Genomic DNA, 17,508 nt, shown 5'->3' with positions numbered 1-17,508 from the left:
CATGATCCTTTCGAAAAACCGCTTCGCACTTTTTCGGATCATGCGCTACGCCAGCCGCAGCCTGCGGATCGTGAACAGCGCGCAGAGGCTGAGGATGCAGACCGCGGTGAGATAGTAGCCCGGCGCGAGCTCGCCGATCGCCGCGAAGCCACCCATCCAGGTCATGATCGCCGGCCCCATGCCGCCGAACAAGGTGACGCCGATATTGTAGCTGAGACCGAGCCCGGTCGCACGCGTCGCCGCCGGAAACAGTTCCGACATCAGCGCGGCGAGCGGCCCGTAATACAGCGACTTGAGGACGCCGAGCCAGAGCACGCCGATCAGGATGATCATCGGCGTCGGCTTGCCGGTGAGCAGGAGGAAGGCCGGGAAGATCGACACCAGCAACAGCAGCGCGAACAGGATCATGTGGGTGGTGCGTCCGATCTTGTCGGAGACCATGCCTGCGATCGGCGCCAGCAGCGCAACCGCGGTCTGCGCGGCGAACGAGGCGATGAAGCCGACCGATGGCGCGAGGTTGAGCGTCTTCACCACATAGGTCGGCATGTAGACGATCAAATAGTTGACCGCGGTCGACACCGCGAGCGCGCCGATCGCGAGCATCGTGGCGAGCTTCTGCCGCGCGAACACTTCCCTGACCGGCGATTCCTTCTTCGCCGCCGGCGGCGGGGTCGCATCGTCGACGTGGTTGCGGATGTAGATGCCGACCGGGCCGATCAGGACGCCGAACAGGAACGGCAGCCGCCAGCCCCAGTACTGCAAATCCTCCGGGCTCATCAGCGAGGTCAGCAGTGCACCGAAGCCCGCGCCCAGCAGCCCGCTGACGCCCTGGCTCGCGAACTGCCAGCTCGCCACGAAGCCGCGCCGCTCCGGCATGTGCTCGACCAGGAACGCAGTCGAGGAGCCGAACTCGCCGCCGGCGGAAAAGCCCTGCACCAGCCGTGCCAGCAGCACCGCGATCGGCGCCAGGATGCCGATGGTCTGATAGGTCGGCATCAGCGCCAGCACCAGCGTGCCCAGCGTCATCAGCACGATCGACAGCATCAGCGAGGCCTTGCGGCCGTGCCGGTCGGCATAGGCGCCGAGCACGACGCCGCCGATCGGGCGGATCAGAAACGACAGGCCGAAGCTGCCGAAGGTCAGGAGCAGCGAGGTGGTCGGATCATTGGCCGGGAAGAACGCCTTGGAGAGATACACCGCGAAATAGGCATAGACCGAGATGTCGTACCATTCGAGCGCATTGCCGACCGAAGTCGCGACGATCAGGCGGGTGATGTTTTTCTTGTCGACCGCTGTTGCGCGCTGAGCGTCCGCCGAAGTTGATAGTGTCATTACATTTTCCTTGCCGGTGAAGGCACCAGCTTTTCAACTCGAAATGGCCGGCTTGACCCGGCCATCCACGTCTTCCCCGTCATCCGCGCGCAAAGGCTTCGCCTTTGTCGCTGGAGGTGCGAGCTCTTGCGAGCCTCGAAGGATGCACGGCCCCACTGGTGGCCGTCGATCCTTCGAGGGCCGCTGAAGAAGCGGCCACCTCAGAATGACGGGGAACAAGCGAGCCCAGCTCCTTATCCCTTGTGCTTTGCCTCGCCGAGGTCCCAGAACAGGCCGGCCATGATGGTCAGCGCCTCCTCGGTCACCGGCAGCAGGATGTGCTCGTCGGGGGCGTGCTGCGAGCAGCCCGGATAGGAATGCGGCACCCAGATCGTCGGCAGGCCGAGGCCTTCGGAGAACACGTCGTTCGGCAGCGAGCCGCCGAAATTCGGCAGCACCGCCGGCGCCTTGCCGGTGGTGGCGCGGATCGAGTTCGCCGCCCAGTCGATCCACGGGCTATCCATGTCGGTGCGCGAGGCGGCAAAGCGCTGCGTGCCCGAGACCTCGACCATCGGGAAACCGTTGTTGTGCAGATAGTCCCGCACCGCGTCGATCACCTCGAGATGCCGGGTGCCGACGACGAAGCGGAGCTGCAGCACGGCGTTGGCCTTGCCGGGAATCGCGTTGGCGGGCTTTTCGATATTGCCCGACGACATCGCCAGCACCTCCAGCGTGTTCCAGGCGTAGAGCCGCTCCGCCGCGGTCAGGCCCTCCTCGCCCCAATCTTCCGCCAGCGCCGGTTCGTCCGCCGTCGGCTTGATCTCGACGTCGGCGAGCGCGGCGCGGACGCGGTTCGAGATCGGCGGCGGTTTCAGGATCTCGAGCTTCATGCGGCCCTTGCCGTCGACCAGGCTCGCGATCGCGCTCGCCAGGATCGTGGCGGGGTTGGCGAGCACGCCGCCCCAATTGCCGGAATGGTTGCCGCCCTCGCGCAGATTGACGTCGAGATGGATGCGGTTGCCGCCGCGGCAGCCGAGGAAGATGGTCGGCCGCTCCGCCGACAGCCGCGGCCCGTCGGAGGCAATGAACAGGTCGGCCTTCAGCTCCTCGCGATGCGCCTCGCAGACCTCGCGCAGATCGGGCGAGCCGATCTCCTCGCCGGTCTCGATGATGAATTTGGCATTGAAGCCGAGCTTGCCGCCGCGCGCCTGCTTCACCGCGCGCAGCGCCGCCATGTTGATCGAATGCTGGCCCTTGTTGTCGGCGGTGCCGCGGCCATAGACGCGCTCGCCCTTGACCGTGGTCTGCCAGGGATTGAGCCCGTCGCGCCATTCGCCGACCATGCCGTCGACGACGTCGCCATGGCCGTAGGTCAGCACGGTCGGCCGCGAAGCGTCTTCCTGGTAGTCGGCAATCAGATAGGGCCCACGGCCGGTCGGCGACTCGATCAGGTGGGTCTTGAAATCGAGCTCGGCGAAGGCCGGTTGCAGATTCTCCACCAGATAGGCGCGCAGCGCATCGGCCTTGTCGGCATTCAGGCTCTCGGTCTGGTAGCCGACCCTGCGGTCCAGTTCCTTCAAGAACTCTCCCGATTGAAAATGCTCTCGCACCTTTGCGATTGCGTCGGCCCGTGTCGCCATGATTGTTCCTTCGTCCGGTCGCGTCTTGGCATGATCGCACCGGAACGCCATGCTTTGCGTCCCGATCATGCTTCTGGAGGGGCGCAACCTATCGGGATCGGCTCGCGACCGGAAGGGCGCGAAATGCGAATGGGCCTTGCCAAAACGTGGGAAGTCGCAACAAGTTGAAGCGGGACGCCCGGCATCGACCGGGCAGCATTCGAAGCGGCGCGCAAGGTTTCGACCAAGGTTTTCTACAATGACAAAACAAATCCGGCTCAACGCCTTTGCCATGAACTGCGTGGCGCATCAGTCGCCGGGTCTGTGGACCCATCCGCGCGACCGCACCAAGGACTACAACAAGCTGTCCTACTGGATCGATCTGGCGAAGACGCTGGAGCGCGGCCGGTTCGACGGCCTGTTCCTCGCCGATGTGCTCGGCGTCTATGACGTCTATGCTGGCAATCCGGATGCGGCGCTGCGCAACGCGGCGCAGACCCCGGCCAACGAACCGTTGATGCTGATCCCGGCGATGGCCGCGGTGACCGAAAATCTCGGCTTCGGCGTCACCAGCAATCTCTCCTTCGAGCCGCCCTACCCGTTCGCGCGGCGGATGTCGACGCTCGATCACCTCACCGGCGGCCGGGTCGGCTGGAACGTGGTGACCGGCTATCTCGATTCCGCCGCGCGCGGCGCCGGCAAGGACAAGCAGACCGCGCATGACGACCGCTACGAGCTCGCCGACGAATATATGGAGCTGGTCTACAAGCTCTGGGAAGGCAGCTGGGAGGACGACGCCGCGATCCGCGACGTCGCGCGCGGCATCTTCACCGATCCGAGCAAGGTGCATCCGGTACGCCATGACGGCAACAACTACCGGCTCAACGCGATCCACCTGTCGGAGCCGTCGCCGCAGCGCACGCCGGTGCTCTACCAGGCCGGCACTTCGCCGCGCGGCCGGCAGTTCGCCGCCGAGCACGCCGAATGCGTGTTCATGTCGGGACCGTCGGCGAAGGTGATCGGTCCGCGGGTGTCGGCGATCCGCGAGCTCGCCGCCGCGAAGGGCCGCAACGCGGCCGAGATCCTGATGTTCTCGATGATGTGCGTCGTGGTGGCGCCGACCGAGGCGGAGGCGCAAGCGAAGTACGCCGAGTATCGCAGCCATATCAGCCATGAAGGCGCACTGGCGCTGATGTCGGGCTGGACCGGAGTCGACTTCTCGACCTATTCGCTCGACCAGGAGGTCCGGCACGTGCAGAACGACGCCGGCCGCTCCGCGATGGACAACGTCACCCGCGCCGATCCCGACCGGGTCTGGACCGTGCGCGAGGTCGCCGAGCATGTCGGCATCGGCGGCGCCGGCCCCGTGGTGATCGGAACGCCGGAGCAGGTCGCCGACAAGATCGAGCAATGGTTCGAGGACACCGACGTCGACGGCCTCAATGTCGCGTTTGCGATCTCACCCGGCGATTTCGAGGACATCGCCGACATGCTGGTGCCGGAGCTCGTCAAGCGCGGCCGCTACAAGCGGGAGTATGCCAAGGGCACCTTGCGGGAGAAGTTGTTCGGCGCAGGGCGTGCGAGGCTGGACGCGACGCATCCGGCGACACGGTATCGGGTGAAGCGGAGTGCTGCGGCGGAATGATCCGCGCCGTCATTGCGAGCGAAGCGAAGCAATCCATCGTTCCGCATATGCGGGATCATGGATTGCTTCGTCGCTTCGTGCCTCGCAATGACGCGGCACACACATCTGCCCATCCCGTCATCCTGAGGAGCGCGCTCTTGCGCGCGTCTCGAAGGATCGACGGCCATCGGCCGGGCCGTGCATCCTTCGAGGCTCGCTCCGCTCGCACCTCAGGATGACGGTGAGAGGAGAGCGCATCGTGAAAAGTCAATTCACCGCATTGCTCACCACCACCTCGATCAGCTTCGCACCCGGGCGGCTGAACGCCGACTTCATCACGCTCTTCAGCTCTTGCGGGTCGGTGATCCTGATCGCCTCGAGCCCAAGCGAGCGTGCGACGCCGGTGAAATCGACCGGCGGGTCGATGAAATCCATGCCGACATAGTTGTCGTCGCCGTGGAAGGCGAGCAGGCGCTGCTTGATGATGCGGTAGCCGCCATTGTTGACGATGACGAAGGTCAGCGGCAGCTTGTGATTGGCGGCGGTCCACAGCGACTGGATCGAATACATCGACGAGCCGTCGCCGGAATAGCACACCACCGGACGCTCTGGATTGGCGAGGCTGACGCCGACCGCGGCCGGCAGGCCCCAGCCGATGCCGCCGGATGCCAGCGCGTGATAGCCGTAGCGGTCGCGATGCGGCCGCAAGCCAATGATCTGACGCGACGAGGTCAGGCCCTCGTCGACCAGGATCGCGTTGTCGGGCATCGCCTCCACGACCTGCAACGCCAGCCAGTCCGGATCGATCGGCGAGGTCTGACTCGCCTTCGAGATCTGTTCGACCAGCGCCTTGCGCTTCGCCGCCCAGTTCTTCGTCAACAAGGCCGCGAGTCCCTGCCTGGCACGCGTCTCCAGCGCGCCGCCGCCGGCCTCCTTCAACGCCGGCACCAGCGCGCGCAGCGTTTCCTTGACGTCCGCCTTCACCGCGATCTCGGCGCCATAGTTCCTGGCGAGGTCGCTGTCGACCAGGCCGACCTGCACGATCGAGAGGCCGTCCGGCAGCGGATCGACCTCGCTGTAGACCGACATCCGCAGCGGATCGCCGCCGAGCGCGATCAGCAGATCATGCGGCGCCAGCACGTCGCGCGCGACCTTCTGCAGCCGCGCGATCGCGCCCATGAAGCTCGGGCTTTCGGAGAGGAAGTGCGAACCATAAGGAGTCGGCGATTGCCAGGCCGGGCAGCCCAGCGTCTCGGCGAGATCGGCTGCCTCGCGCAGCGCATCGCTTTTCACGATCTCGTCGCCGACGACGATCACCGGTCGCTCCGCTTTCAGGATGCGCGCGGCCAGCGCCTTGAGCGAATCCTCCGACGGCCTCACCCGCGTGTCGATCCGGGTGGAGCGGCCGAGCTCGATGCCGGCTTCGGAATTGAGGATGTCGCCGGGCAGCGAGATGAACACCGGCCCGGTCGGCGGCGTGGTCGCGATCTTGGCGGCGCGGCGCACGATGCGCGGCAGGTCTTCGAGCCGCGTCACCTCGACCGCCCATTTCACCAGCGGCGTCGCCATCTGCACCAGCGGACCGTAGAGCACCGGTTCGGTCAGGCCGTGGCCCTGTTCCTGCTGCCCGGCGGTCAGGATCAGCGGCGTGCCGGTGAAGCTGGCATTGTAGAGCGAGCCCATCGCGTTGCCGAGGCCCGGCGCAACATGAACATTGCAGGCGACCAGCTTGCCGGAGGCGCGGCTGAAGCCGTCGGCCATCGCGACCACCAGGCTCTCCTGCATCGCCATCACATAGGTGAGATCGGGATGGTCCTTCAGCGCGTGCATGATCGGCAGTTCGGTGGTGCCGGGATTGCCGAACAGATGGGTGACGCCCTCATCCTTCAGCAGCGCCAGAAATGCCGAGCGGCCGGTAATGCGATTTTTCATGTTCCCTCCAGGCCTGTCGGCGCGTTGGCCGACGGGGATCAAGGGAGATGACCAAACTTGCGCGCGAGGGGCAATCGAGCGAGCGGTCATGGCCGCATTCCGCAGGCGCGCGCCTGAGGTGAAGCGCTCGCTAGAACATCCCCTCGCGCGCGCTGCGCTTCCTCTTTTTCGAGCGCTGCCAGACCACGCCGGGATAGCCCTTCAGCGGCACCAGCGGCTCGCCGGTGTAGGCCCATTCCTGCAGTTCCTCGATCGCGATGTGATAGAGCGGCTGCCGGCCGGTGCGCCCCGAGAACAGCGCGCGCGGGATGTTGACCATGTGCGGCGACCGCGCGCGTTCGTAGATGATGGGCGTGCCGCAATTGGCGCAGAAGCTGCGCGCGGTCTTGCTTTTCGCGTCCTCGTAGCGCGACAGCTCGCTTTCGCCTTGCGTAATGCGGAAGCGCTTCTTCCAGCTGCCGACATAGGTCGCATAAACCGCACCATGGGCGCGGCGGCTGGCGGCGCTGTGATCATGCCAGGCCCAGCGCGCCGGCACGTCGATCTCGAACCGCACCTTGCCGCACAGGCATTGGCCGGCCGCGGGCTTCGCCAGCGCCACCGGCTTTGGCTTCTTGGTCGGCTCGAACTCGTCGTCCGGAAACATCGCGGTCTCCCATCAAGGCGTTGTTGCCCGGACGAGCGAAGCGATATCCGGGCTACGAAGAGTTACGCCTGCGCCAGTTCGTCGTGCACGGGATAATCCGTGTAGCCCTTCTCCTCGCCGGCATAGAAGGTGGCGCGGTTGTACTTGGTCAAGGGATAGCCGCGCTGCAGACGGCGCGGCAGATCCGGGTTGGAGATGAAGTAGCGGCCGAACGCGATCGCATCGGCATGACCTTCGGCGACCGCGCTCTGCGCGGTTTCGCCGACGAAATTGCCGGCGGTGATCAGCACGCCGCTCCACATCGGGCGGTACAGCACCATCGCCGACGGCACGTTCTGCCAGTCGACCTCGGCACGCCCGGTGCCCGAGGCGCGCGGCTCGATGAAATGCAGATAGGCGAGCCCGAGCTTGTCCAGCGCCTTGATGGCGTGGCTGTAGAGCGGCATCGGGTCGGCCTCGCCGCTGCCATTGGCGATGCCGTAGGGCGAGAGCCGGACGCCGACGCGGCTGGCGCCCCAGACCTCGGTCACCGCCTGCGTCACCTCCATCAGGAAGCGGACGCGGTTCTCGATCGAGCCGCCATACCGGTCGGTGCGCAGGTTGCTGCGCGACTGCAGGAACTGCTCGATCAGATAGCCATTGGCGCCGTGAACCTCGACGCCGTCGAAGCCGGCGGCGAGCGCGTTCTTCGCGCCTTGCCGGTAGGCCTCGACCATCAGGGCGACCTCGTCGGTCTCGAGCGCGCGCGGCGTCTCGTAATCGACCACCTTGCCGTCCGCGGTCATGCACTTGAACTCGGAGGGGATCGCGACCGCCGACGGCGCCACCGGCAGCGCGCCGCCCGGCTGGAACGAGGAATGCGAGACGCGGCCGACGTGCCAGAGCTGCAGGAAGATCAAGCCGCCCTTGGCGTGCACGGCATCCACCACCTCGCGCCAGCCCGCGATCTGGGCCTCGCTATAGATGCCGGGAACACCGGGATTGCCGAAGCCGGTCGCGACCACCGGCGAGGCCTCCGCGATCAGCAAGCCGCCCGGGGTGGCGCGCTGCGCGTAGTATTCCGCGTTGATCGGCCGCGGCGCGAGGCTCGGCCGCGCCGCCCGCATACGCGTCAGCGGCGCCATCACGACGCGATGTTCGAGCTGGTAGGGACCGATCTTGAGCGGAGAGAACAGCGACGGAGGATTCATGCCTGCCCCAATTAATCTTGTGTCATTTCCCGTTGTAGTCCGGGCATGATCCGCCCGGAAAACCGGTACCCACTTTTCCGGATCATGCCCGTTATCTAACGAGTTCATCTTGTTCATGAAAGCGGGTAGTGGCAATCTGTTGCCACGAGAACAGGTCTCCCATGTCGAAATCGAGCGCCTCATCGCTCCCCTCCCTCAGCGTCCGCATCGACCTCGATGCCGAGGACCGGATCGGGCCGGGCAAGATCCTGCTGCTTGAGCGGATCAAGGAATGCGGCTCGATCTCCGCCGCCGGTCGCGCCATGGACATGAGCTACAAGCGCGCCTGGGACCTGGTCGACGAGATCAACCGCATCTGCCGGCAGGCGGCGGTGGAACGGCAGACGGGCGGCAAGAATGGCGGCGGCGCGGTGCTGACCCCGTTCGGCCTCTCCTTGGTGGCGCGCTACCGCAAGATCGAGCGCGACGCGGCAAGCGCCGTGCGCAAGGATCTCGAGGCGCTGCGCAGCGACATCGGCAAGCCGAAGAAGGCCGCGGGGCGGTGAACGCAGGAACCGGCGGCTGTCGCTGGGGCGCTTACGAAAATATCGAAAACAACCCCATGCAAAGGAGCCGGCGACGGCCGGCGTTCGACAACCCAACTTGACGCGTCGGGCAAATCAGGGGTGTTATTCTAATTTCCGAAATCATGCGGGCGTTGGAGCGGAGAGCTCCCCTCGGCGAACACGCCGAGCGTTGAGACCTGTACCCCCTCACCCGGATTGCATCTGGCGATGCAATCCGACCTCTCCCCGCAGGCGGGGAGAGGTGAAGAGAAACAGCGGGACCAGCCCTAAGCTGTCTTGATCCAGACCGCCTTGACGTTGAGATATTCCTCGACGTGCTGCTTGCCGGACTCGCGGCCGTAGCCGCTCATCTTGTAGCCGCCGAACGGCACCGCCGGATCCATCGCCTGGTAGCAATTGACCCAGACCGAACCGGCGCGCAGCGCCTTGGCGACCTGGTGCGCCTTGCTGACATTGGTGGTCCAGACGCCCGAGCCGAGGCCGAAGGTGGTGGCGTTGGCGCGCTTGATCAGTTCGTCCGGATCCCTAAACGAGATCGCCGAGATCACCGGGCCGAAGATCTCCTCCTGCGCGATACGCATGTTGTCCTGCACGTTGGCGAACACGGTCGGCTGCACGAAATAGCCCTTCGACAGCGCGCCCTCGGTGAGGCGGCCGCCGCCGGCAAGCGCCTTGGCGCCCTCCTTCTGGCCGATGTCGAGATAGCCCGACACGCGGTCCATCTGCTGCTGCGACACCAAAGGGCCGATCTGGGTGTTGGGATCGAGGCCGTTGCCGACCTGCAGCTTCCTGCCGAACTCGGCGACGCGGCCGACGAATTCGTCATAGACCTTCTGCTCGACGAACAGCCGCGTGCCGGCGCTGCAGATCTGGCCGGAATTGGCGAACACCGCCATCGCCGCACCGGGCACCGCGGCGTCGAGATCGGCGTCGGCGAACACGATGTCCGGCGACTTGCCGCCGAGTTCGAGCGAGACGCGCTTGAGGTTGCCGGCCGAGGCGCGGATGATCGACTGGCCCGTGACGTGCGATCCGGTGAAGGCGACCTTGTCGACATCCGGATGCGAGGCAAGCGCGGCGCCCGCGGTCTCGCCATAGCCCGGCACGACGTTGACGACGCCGGGCGGAATGCCGGCCTCCATGCAGAGTTCGCCGATGCGCAGCGAGGTCAGCGGGGATTCCTCGGCCGGCTTCAGCACCACGGTGCAGCCGGTCGCGATCGCCGGGCCGATCTTCCAGATCGAGGCGGTCAGCGGCCCGTTCCAGGGGATGATCGCGCCGACCACGCCGATCGGCTCCTTCAGCGTGTAGGAGAAGATCTCACCGGGCAGCGAGTTCTCGATGGTCTCGCCGTGGATCGCGGTCGCCTGGCCGGCATAGTAGCGCAGCATGCCGAGCGCGCGCAGGCGGTTGCCGCGGGTCCGGCTGATCGGTGCGCCCATGTCGAGCGTGTCGAGCTGAGACAGTTCCTCGAAATTGGCTTCGACCAGTTCGGCCAGCTTGAGCAGCATGTTCTGCCGCTCGAACGGCTTCACCTTGCTCCAGGGCCCTTCGAACGCGCGGCGCGCCGCCGCGACCGCACGGTTGATGTCCTCGGCATCGCCCTCGGCGACCGACGCGAGCAATTCACCGGTCGCGGGATTGTGCGTCTCGAACTTCTTGCCGGAGGCGGCGTCGACCCATTTGCCGTCGATCAGCATCTTCTTGTAGGAGCCATCGGCATAAGGATGGCGCGTGATCGGAACAGCCTGCGAAACAGCCATGTTTGCACTCCCTGTAAAATGTCGGCTGAGGTCTTTTGGAAGCGTTATATCCCGAATTCTACAGCGCGAACGCGAAACCGTAAAGCCGAGCCGGCGTTGATCAGGGCGGCACGCACGAAAACCTCCCATGCGCGTGCGTGCATGGTACGATAGCGACCGCACCTCAGCCACACATGTGTCCGGAGACCGCAGATGCCCCACCCCGTGATATCAGCCAATCATGTTGCCGTGATCACCGGCGGCGCCTCCGGCATCGGACTTGCCGCCGCATTGCGGTTCGCGCAGGCCGGCATGAAGGTCTGCATCGCCGACCTCGACGACGACCGGCTGAAGGATGCTGCGACAAAGCTGTCATCTGCGGCGCCGGGCGGCGCTGATGACATTATGACGGCGGCTGTCGACGTCAGCCGCGCCGACGCGGTCGCAAGCCTGGAGGCCGCGGTCGCGAAAAAGTTCGGCGGCACCGACATCCTGATGAACAATGCCGGCATCCAGCCCGGCAGTGCGATGTTCGGGCCCGCGGACAATTGGCAGCGCATCCTTGGCGTCAATCTGTGGGGCGTGATCAACGGCACCCAGGCGTTCGCGCCCAACATGATCAAGCGCGGCCGGCCGGGATTGATCATCAACACCGGATCCAAGCAGGGCATCACCACGCCGCCGGGCGATCCCGCCTACAACGTTTCCAAGGCCGGCGTGAAGGCATTCACCGAAGCGCTGCAGCACGAGCTGCGCAACACCGCCGGCTGCAAGATATCGGCGCATCTCTTGATCCCCGGCTTCGTCTTTACCGGGCTGACCGCGCGCGGCCGCACCGAGAAGCCGGCCGGCGCCTGGACAGCGGAGCAGACCATCGACTTCATGATCGAACGCCTCGATGCCGGCGATTTCTATATCCTCTGCCCCGACAACGACGTGCCGCGCGCACTCGACGAACGCCGCATCCTGTGGGCCGCCGGCGACATCGTCGAGAACCGCCCGCCGCTGTCGCGCTGGCATCCGGATTACGGCGATGCTTTCGCCGCGTTCGTGAAGGGGAGGTAGGGCCACCCGTCATTGCGAGGAGTTCGCGACAAAATTGCAAAGCAATTTTGCGCTGAAGCGACGAAGCAATCCATGGCACCGCATACGCGGAAGGATGGATTGCTTCGCGGAAGCCCGTCATCCGGCGGCGCTTCGCGCCGACCGGGTGGCTCGCAATGACGTGGAAGCGTCGTCGAGAATTGTAGCGAGCGGCCTCCGCACGCTGTCGTCCTGGCGAAAGCCAGGACGACGCTGAATACATTCACATTCTGTCAGGATGACGGGAGCGCGGCCCCGCTCACAGCGTTTCCTGCTTGTGGTCGCAGTTCTTGCAGGTGAACTTGACGCGGGACTGGCCCTTTTCCGCCTGCACCCGGTTCGGCGCACCGCATTTGCCGCAAACGGCCTCGATCCGGGTCGTGCCCTGCTTGATGACCAAGTTCCGCTTTTCCATGGTCTCGCGGATGAGGCGTTCGGCCTCCTCGCGCAGCGATTGCTTCGACATCATCTCCACCGGTCGTTGGTTAGCGGGCGGCGTCATAGCACGACCGCGTGAAGTTTTGACAGCGGGGATTGCAGCTTAATTTTCAGACAATGAGCCGGTCAACCGGCAACCGGAAATGCCGCGGTTTGATCGGTTTTGACGGCCGGCCGATGCGGAACACATTGACGAGGCGCAGATCGGCGCCAATTTTGCCGAGCTTTCGCAGCCGGTCGTTGAAGTCAGGATGATCTGATAGCGCCGAAATCGGGCACGCCGCGAAACCGGCGCGATCGATCTCCAGCCAGGCGCGGTAGAAATGGCGTCCGGTCGTGAGTGGATCCTCACCGACGGGACGGCAAAACAGCACGATCGCCGATGTCGACGCGGTCTTGGCGCCGTCGGCAAGCAACGACGCGGCGAGGCCGAGACGATCGAGCGGCTTGAACAGGCTGCCGAGCACGTAACGCGCGGCGGTGGCCTCGACCACATTCATGGCCAGCGCATCACGGTTGAGGCCATCGAGCAGATAGTGCGGATGGCCGGGCGACAGCCGCATCCATGCGAGCAGCTCGGCCCGGTAGTCGTCACCGCGGACAAAGGAGAATTCGGCCCGATCGGCCCAGCCGGCGATATCGGCAATCGCCCGGCGATCGCCAATGCAGATCACATCGTCGCGCGCGGCAACCAGCTGCGCCAGCGCCGCCGCATCATCAAGCGACGCCGCGAACTTGCCGCGCCACGACATGCGGCGCGCCACGAGGTCCGCCAGCAGATCGGGCTCGGCTCCTTGCTTGATCGCAAAGGAGCAGAGCACGGTAAGTTGCGGCGACAGCGGCTGCTCGAGCGTGGTGATGCCCGTGATTGCGAAGCCACGGCGGTTAAGCGCGAGACTCATACCCTCCAGCGCCGCGCCGTGCGACACCAGAACATCATGCCCCGCGGGATCGGCGACCGGGGCGCGGACGCGGGTCGCATCGACCAGCGCCAGCCGCCCGTCGCCGAGCAGGCGCCAGCGGGTCGGCTGGATGTTGTGGACGCTCGGCGCCAGCCGCGCCTCCGCGACCAGCTCGCGCAGCAGATCCGGCGTCAGCGCGCTCATGCTGCGGCCAGCCGCTTGGTGAACAGATGCAGCCGGTGCAGCGGCCTTGCGCCGACCTTCTCGACCTGGCGCAGCGACGGACCGTTGATATCGGCGATCCAGGTGCCGCCCAGCGTGCGGTAGCCCGCCTCCTGCAACGCCAGCGCGGTGCGGTAGAGCATCGCGCCGTTGAGGCCGCGATTGTGCAGGTCGCGGCAGACCGACTGATAGATCAGCACCGCGCGCCTGTTCATCACGCGGTGCTGCACGAATTTGAACGGCGCTGACAGCCCGACCCGGCCATCGATCGCCTTGATCAGCGGATTGAGGTCAGGGATCGCGATGATCGCGCCGGCGGGCCTGCCGCGGTGATAAACCACGGTCGAAATCCGGTTGTCGATGATCCACATCATGTCGCCGGCCTGGAACAGATATTCGGCGGCGGTCGGCGGCACGAACATCGGATTGTCGGCAAAGCCGTCATTGAGGATCAGCCGCGCATCCTCCAGCCGCACCTTGAAGGCGGAACGCTTGATCGGCTGCCAGACGAAATCCGGGTCAGCGAGCACGGCGCGCTGCTTGTCGCCGAGCAGTTGCTCCGGCTTGCCGCCGTCGAGCGCGATCTCGAACGTCGTCATCGGGAAGGTCGCGGCGTAGCCGGCGCGTTCGAGATGCTGTGCAATGTGCGGCGGCGACCACATCATGTCGGTGAAAGGCGCATGGTCGAACCCGTCGGTCATCACGCCGATCTGCTGCATCGCCGTGAGGTTGAAGTTGCCGGTGACGCGGCTCATGCCGCGCGCCGACAGCCATTGCTCGGCGGCGCGCAGCAGCGCATCGGCCACTTCGTCATCGTCGATGCAATCGAAGAAGCCGAATGCACCGTGGCGGGTGCCGTGCTTGCGGTTGGACGCGTCGTGGATCGAGGCGGCGATGCGGCCGACCGGCCGCCCATCGCGATGCGCGGAGAACAGCGCATAGCGGCCGTGGCCTTCGGTGACGAACGGGTTCTTCGCCGGATCGAACATCCGGTCGAAATCGCTCCACAGCGGCGGCACGTAAAGGCTGTCGGGCCCATAGGCGTTGAGCGCGGCGTCGAATGCCGCCCTGCGGTCGCCCTCGCGGATCTCTGATGTCATTTGGCCTCCGGGGTCAACGCCAGCAGCCGGCGCACCAGCGCCAGCGCGGTCTCAGTGGCGGGGTCGGCCGCGGTGACGGGCACCGCGAGCACGATCAGGTCGAGCGGATCGTGTCCGAGCACGATGACATGGGAGGCGTTGTTGGCTGCGATCAGCGACACGATGCGCTCGGCCGCGGGATCGGTCGGCGCCAGTCCCCACGGCGCGTCGGACCGCCGCAGCACACGCCGTGTCGACAGGAAGTCGTGCAGCAGCGGCGGATCGTAGAGCGCAAGCTCGTTCTCGCGGAAGCGCCGCGCGCTTTCGAAGATCGGGTGCCGCGCCAGCTCGGCGATCAACTGCTCCCTTGTCTGCGCCGGCGATGCCGCGACTGAGTTGAGCACGCCCGGCTCCTGCGATTCGAACAGCGCCCGCAGCGCGTCCGTCATCAACCCGATGGTCAGGACGCCGGCGATCGCAACCGCGACGAAACGGATCATCTGCGCGGCGTCGACGTCGGGCGCCATGAAGGCAGCGGCGAGGCCTAGCAGGCCCGACGAGATCAGCCGCAGCGCCATCATCGCAAGGCCGTGCCGGCGCGTCTCGGCGCCGCCGCCGGCGATCAGCATCACGGTCACGGTGAGCAGCGCGCCCAGCGCGCCGAGCCGCACGGGGATATCGGGAAACAGCGTGCGGAAATCGGTCAGGATGAACGGGATCACGACCAGCGCGCCAACCGCCATGCGGCCGATGCTGCGGTTCTCCGCAGCCATCAGCGAGGCGCGATCGCGCGTTGCCAACAGCAGCGCGCAGGTGGCGAAACCCAGCAGCTGGAACAGCGCCAGCGCGATCGCGTAAGGCATCGCCAGCCGTTGCAGTCCGAACAGGCCGCCGAGACCGAGCAGGATGGCGCCCGCGAGCGCCGCGATCTTGACCGCGCGCGGCGCGTGGCGCCGCAGGATGCCTTCGGTGACGATCAGGGCGCCGAGCGGGACCAGCGAGGCCGGGATCACCGAGAGGCGGTCGAGCAGGCGGCTTCCGGTCCACCAGGCAAGACCGCGGTCGAGGAACAGAATCGCGATCACGCCGAGCGCGAGCAGCAGGCGGCGCGTCAACGGGCTCCTCGGATCGCGCCGGTAGAACGTCATCATCGCCACGGCGAGCCCGATGGCGCCGCACAGATTGACGATGGAATCGGCGATCACCCCGGAGGTCATTTGCCGCCCGTCAGTTCATCGATGGCCCGCCGCACCAGCGGACGCATCAAGGCGGCGACCAGCGCATTGCGCGGCTTCTCGATCGCGGGCCGGTGCGGGTTGAGAAACCAGCCGCGACAATCGGTGCCGGAGGTGCGGCCGAGGATCAGCGCGACCGCCTCATAGGCCATCAGCATGCCGGTCGAGATCACCATCGGCGCAAACGACATCCGGCTGCGGCGGCCGGCGGCGACTTCGCCGGCGATGGCGAGGTCGACATAGTTGCGCGACGAGGAGTGCAGCATCACGTGCTCGATCTCGGCGCGCATCGCGGCGCGGCGGTCGTCCTCGGTGATTTCGGTCCAGTCCTTGCCAAGCGTCGGAAAGCCGAGGCGCTGCTCGGGCCGCGGATCGTGCGGGCGCACCACGATCACCGACGGCAGCGGCGACATATAGGCGTCGATCACCGTTGCATCGGCGCGCTTCGCGGTCCGGTACAGATGCACGCCGGCGGCGATATCGTCCATGCCGTTGACGATGACCGGGCACTGCGCGGCGATCCCGGCCAGCTCGCTGGTCCAGTTCTCGCCAAGCACCTCGATCTCGATGGTTGGATTGATCCGTTTTGCGGCTTCGGCGGCAACCGCCGCCTTCTCGCGCCCGACCTCGTCGGCGAAGGCGAACACCTGGCGGTTGAGGTTGGAGACCTCGAAGCGGTCGATGTCGGCGATCACGAATTTGCCGACGCCGGCGCGCGCCAGCGCCATGAAGGCCGCGCCGCCCATGCCGCCGACGCCGCAGACGAACACCCGCGCCTGACGCAGCAGCTGCTGCTCGTGCTCGTCGATGAAGCCGATATTGCGGCCGGTGAAGGAATAGTAGTCGAAATTCATCGCGCGGCCCCGTTATCCTGCTTGCGCGGACGCAGCGTGCCGAAGGCGCGGCTGTCGTCCATCCAGTAGACCACCGGCAGCACCAGCCGCTGCAGCGCCAGCATCGCGGACGCCGCGAGCAGCGACGGCAGCGAGCCCGAGGGCACCTCGCTCATGAGATAGCGGCGTGCGCCGGCAAGATCGACACGGCCGAGTTGCAGCACGTCGTCGCCGCGGCCGTAATCCAGCTCGCGTGCGCAGAACTCGTTGTAGATTGTGTTGCGATGTTTCGGGGCGATCTCGAAGGTCTTCTTCAGCGCGTCCGAGCCGCCGGTATAGGCGTTGGTGATGACCGAGCGCGCCTCGTCGAAGCCGGCCTCCTCGCCGACGCCGAACACCGCGCGATGCCTTGCCATGATGCCGCGCGCCAATTGGAGATGCGCAAAGCTCTGTCGCGCGCCCGGCAGCGGCGACGGGTAGACGTCCGAGAATGTATCACTGACCATGCCGACCACCGCCGGCACCTGGGTGACGTTGGAGATCCATTTCGGCCGCAGCCCGTCGCGGGCGAACAGCACCAGCGCGGTCAGGCCGTAGAGCACCCAGGACAGCCCCTGCCCGCGCACATCGGGATCGACCATGACGAGGCCGAGATGGGTGACCTCGGCCGGCTCGCCGTCGAGCGGCACGTCCATCACCGACAGCGCGTTGAAGGCGATCGGCCGCCCGGTGTCTTCCTCCGAGATCAGCGTGACGACGGCGCGCGACAGCCGCTCGGGTTCACCGGAGAAGATGCCGTAGGTCAGGCTCTCCTCGGGCAGCGTCTTGGCGGCGACGATGCGCAGCTGCTCGACCAGCGCGTCGAGCTCGTCCCTCGGCAGCGACAGACCGGGCGACTCGACGATCCGGGTGCGTTGGCCGGCCTGGGTGCGCAAGCTGAGATCGATGGTCGGCTGCGACAGCGCCTTCAGCCAGAAGCCGCCATGGCTGCGCAGACCGTCAAAGGCGGCGCGCGCCTTGCCGAGACTCTTGGCAAGGCTCTTGCTGCCGCGCGAAGCCGGCGTGGGATTGTCCGTGGACGCCATT

Annotated in this window: 15 protein-coding genes; 3 read left to right on the top strand and 12 right to left on the bottom strand. The window is 66.2% G+C overall.

Translation table 11 applies throughout. The features are described from left to right. Window positions 1-45 precede the first annotated feature (45 nt). Together ACVMB1_RS39840 and ACVMB1_RS39835 are read right to left on the bottom strand one after the other, a co-directional pair. Complete coding sequence (locus ACVMB1_RS39840) at window positions 46-1,332, bottom strand: MFS transporter (protein WP_076827609.1); 1,287 nt, start codon at window positions 1,330-1,332, stop codon at window positions 46-48. Between the two features lie 233 nt (window positions 1,333-1,565). Beyond that, window positions 1,566-2,951 (bottom strand): M20 family metallopeptidase, encoded by a 1,386-nt coding sequence (locus tag ACVMB1_RS39835; protein WP_076827757.1) that lies wholly within the window; start codon window positions 2,949-2,951, stop codon window positions 1,566-1,568. A 238-nt stretch (window positions 2,952-3,189) separates the two neighbouring features. Between ACVMB1_RS39835 and ACVMB1_RS39830 the strand changes: the two genes are divergently transcribed. Continuing rightward, complete coding sequence (locus ACVMB1_RS39830; protein WP_076827611.1) at window positions 3,190-4,575, top strand: LLM class flavin-dependent oxidoreductase; 1,386 nt, start codon at window positions 3,190-3,192, stop codon at window positions 4,573-4,575. Window positions 4,576-4,821: 246 nt separating this feature from the next. Here ACVMB1_RS39830 and ACVMB1_RS39825 read toward each other — a convergent pair whose 3' ends face one another. The 3 genes from ACVMB1_RS39825 to ACVMB1_RS39815 form a co-directional block, all read right to left on the bottom strand. Beyond that, window positions 4,822-6,486 carry a thiamine pyrophosphate-binding protein gene (locus ACVMB1_RS39825; protein ID WP_141339597.1) on the bottom strand — a complete coding sequence of 555 codons (1,665 nt, stop codon included), beginning with the start codon at window positions 6,484-6,486 and terminating at the stop codon, window positions 4,822-4,824. A gap of 130 nt (window positions 6,487-6,616) precedes the next feature. Beyond that, on the bottom strand, window positions 6,617-7,132 hold the full coding sequence (locus ACVMB1_RS39820) for a GFA family protein (protein ID WP_076827615.1): 516 nt from the start codon (window positions 7,130-7,132) through the stop codon (window positions 6,617-6,619). A 62-nt stretch (window positions 7,133-7,194) separates the two neighbouring features. Beyond that, a complete protein-coding gene (locus ACVMB1_RS39815; RefSeq protein WP_076827617.1) occupies window positions 7,195-8,322 on the bottom strand; it encodes an alkene reductase in 1,128 nt (375 codons plus the stop codon). Between the two features lie 161 nt (window positions 8,323-8,483). Between ACVMB1_RS39815 and ACVMB1_RS39810 the strand changes: the two genes are divergently transcribed. Further along, window positions 8,484-8,867, top strand: a complete 384-nt coding sequence (locus ACVMB1_RS39810; protein WP_016846469.1) for a winged helix-turn-helix domain-containing protein — start codon at window positions 8,484-8,486, stop codon at window positions 8,865-8,867. Window positions 8,868-9,154: 287 nt separating this feature from the next. Here the strand turns inward: ACVMB1_RS39810 and ACVMB1_RS39805 are convergent, their stop codons facing one another. Next, window positions 9,155-10,651, bottom strand: coding sequence for an aldehyde dehydrogenase family protein (locus ACVMB1_RS39805; protein ID WP_057017888.1), 1,497 nt, complete (start codon window positions 10,649-10,651; stop codon window positions 9,155-9,157). Between the two features lie 192 nt (window positions 10,652-10,843). On the opposite strand from ACVMB1_RS39805, the gene ACVMB1_RS39800 reads away from it, so the two are divergent. After that, window positions 10,844-11,695: an SDR family NAD(P)-dependent oxidoreductase gene (locus ACVMB1_RS39800; RefSeq protein ID WP_076827619.1), complete on the top strand. Its 852-nt coding sequence runs from the start codon at window positions 10,844-10,846 to the stop codon at window positions 11,693-11,695. A gap of 277 nt (window positions 11,696-11,972) precedes the next feature. Here ACVMB1_RS39800 and ACVMB1_RS39795 read toward each other — a convergent pair whose 3' ends face one another. The 6 genes from ACVMB1_RS39795 to ACVMB1_RS39770 form a co-directional block, all read right to left on the bottom strand. Then, window positions 11,973-12,179, bottom strand: coding sequence for a hypothetical protein (locus tag ACVMB1_RS39795; protein ID WP_024581255.1), 207 nt, complete (start codon window positions 12,177-12,179; stop codon window positions 11,973-11,975). Window positions 12,180-12,261: 82 nt separating this feature from the next. After that, complete coding sequence (locus ACVMB1_RS39790; protein WP_076827621.1) at window positions 12,262-13,257, bottom strand: nitroreductase family protein; 996 nt, start codon at window positions 13,255-13,257, stop codon at window positions 12,262-12,264. Further along, on the bottom strand, window positions 13,254-14,375 hold the full coding sequence (locus ACVMB1_RS39785; RefSeq protein ID WP_076827623.1) for a GNAT family N-acetyltransferase: 1,122 nt from the start codon (window positions 14,373-14,375) through the stop codon (window positions 13,254-13,256). The genes ACVMB1_RS39790 and ACVMB1_RS39785 overlap by 4 nt, the downstream gene beginning before the upstream one ends. Further along, a complete protein-coding gene (locus tag ACVMB1_RS39780) occupies window positions 14,372-15,571 on the bottom strand; it encodes a hypothetical protein (RefSeq protein ID WP_076827625.1) in 1,200 nt (399 codons plus the stop codon). Before ACVMB1_RS39780 ends, ACVMB1_RS39785 begins: the two co-directional genes overlap by 4 nt. Beyond that, entirely contained in the window at window positions 15,568-16,443 is an 876-nt protein-coding gene (locus tag ACVMB1_RS39775) for a HesA/MoeB/ThiF family protein (RefSeq protein WP_076827627.1), read from the bottom strand. Before ACVMB1_RS39775 ends, ACVMB1_RS39780 begins: the two co-directional genes overlap by 4 nt. Continuing rightward, the gene (locus tag ACVMB1_RS39770; protein WP_200844554.1) at window positions 16,440-17,507 is read right to left on the bottom strand and encodes a hypothetical protein; all 1,068 of its coding nucleotides are present in this window, start codon (window positions 17,505-17,507) and stop codon (window positions 16,440-16,442) included. The genes ACVMB1_RS39775 and ACVMB1_RS39770 overlap by 4 nt, the downstream gene beginning before the upstream one ends. Window position 17,508 lies beyond the last annotated feature (1 nt).

The sequence above is a fragment of the Bradyrhizobium sp. USDA 4504 genome (assembly GCF_054063995.1).
The sequence above is the reverse complement of the archived record's forward strand: the minus strand, read 5'-3'. Positions and strand labels throughout refer to the sequence as shown.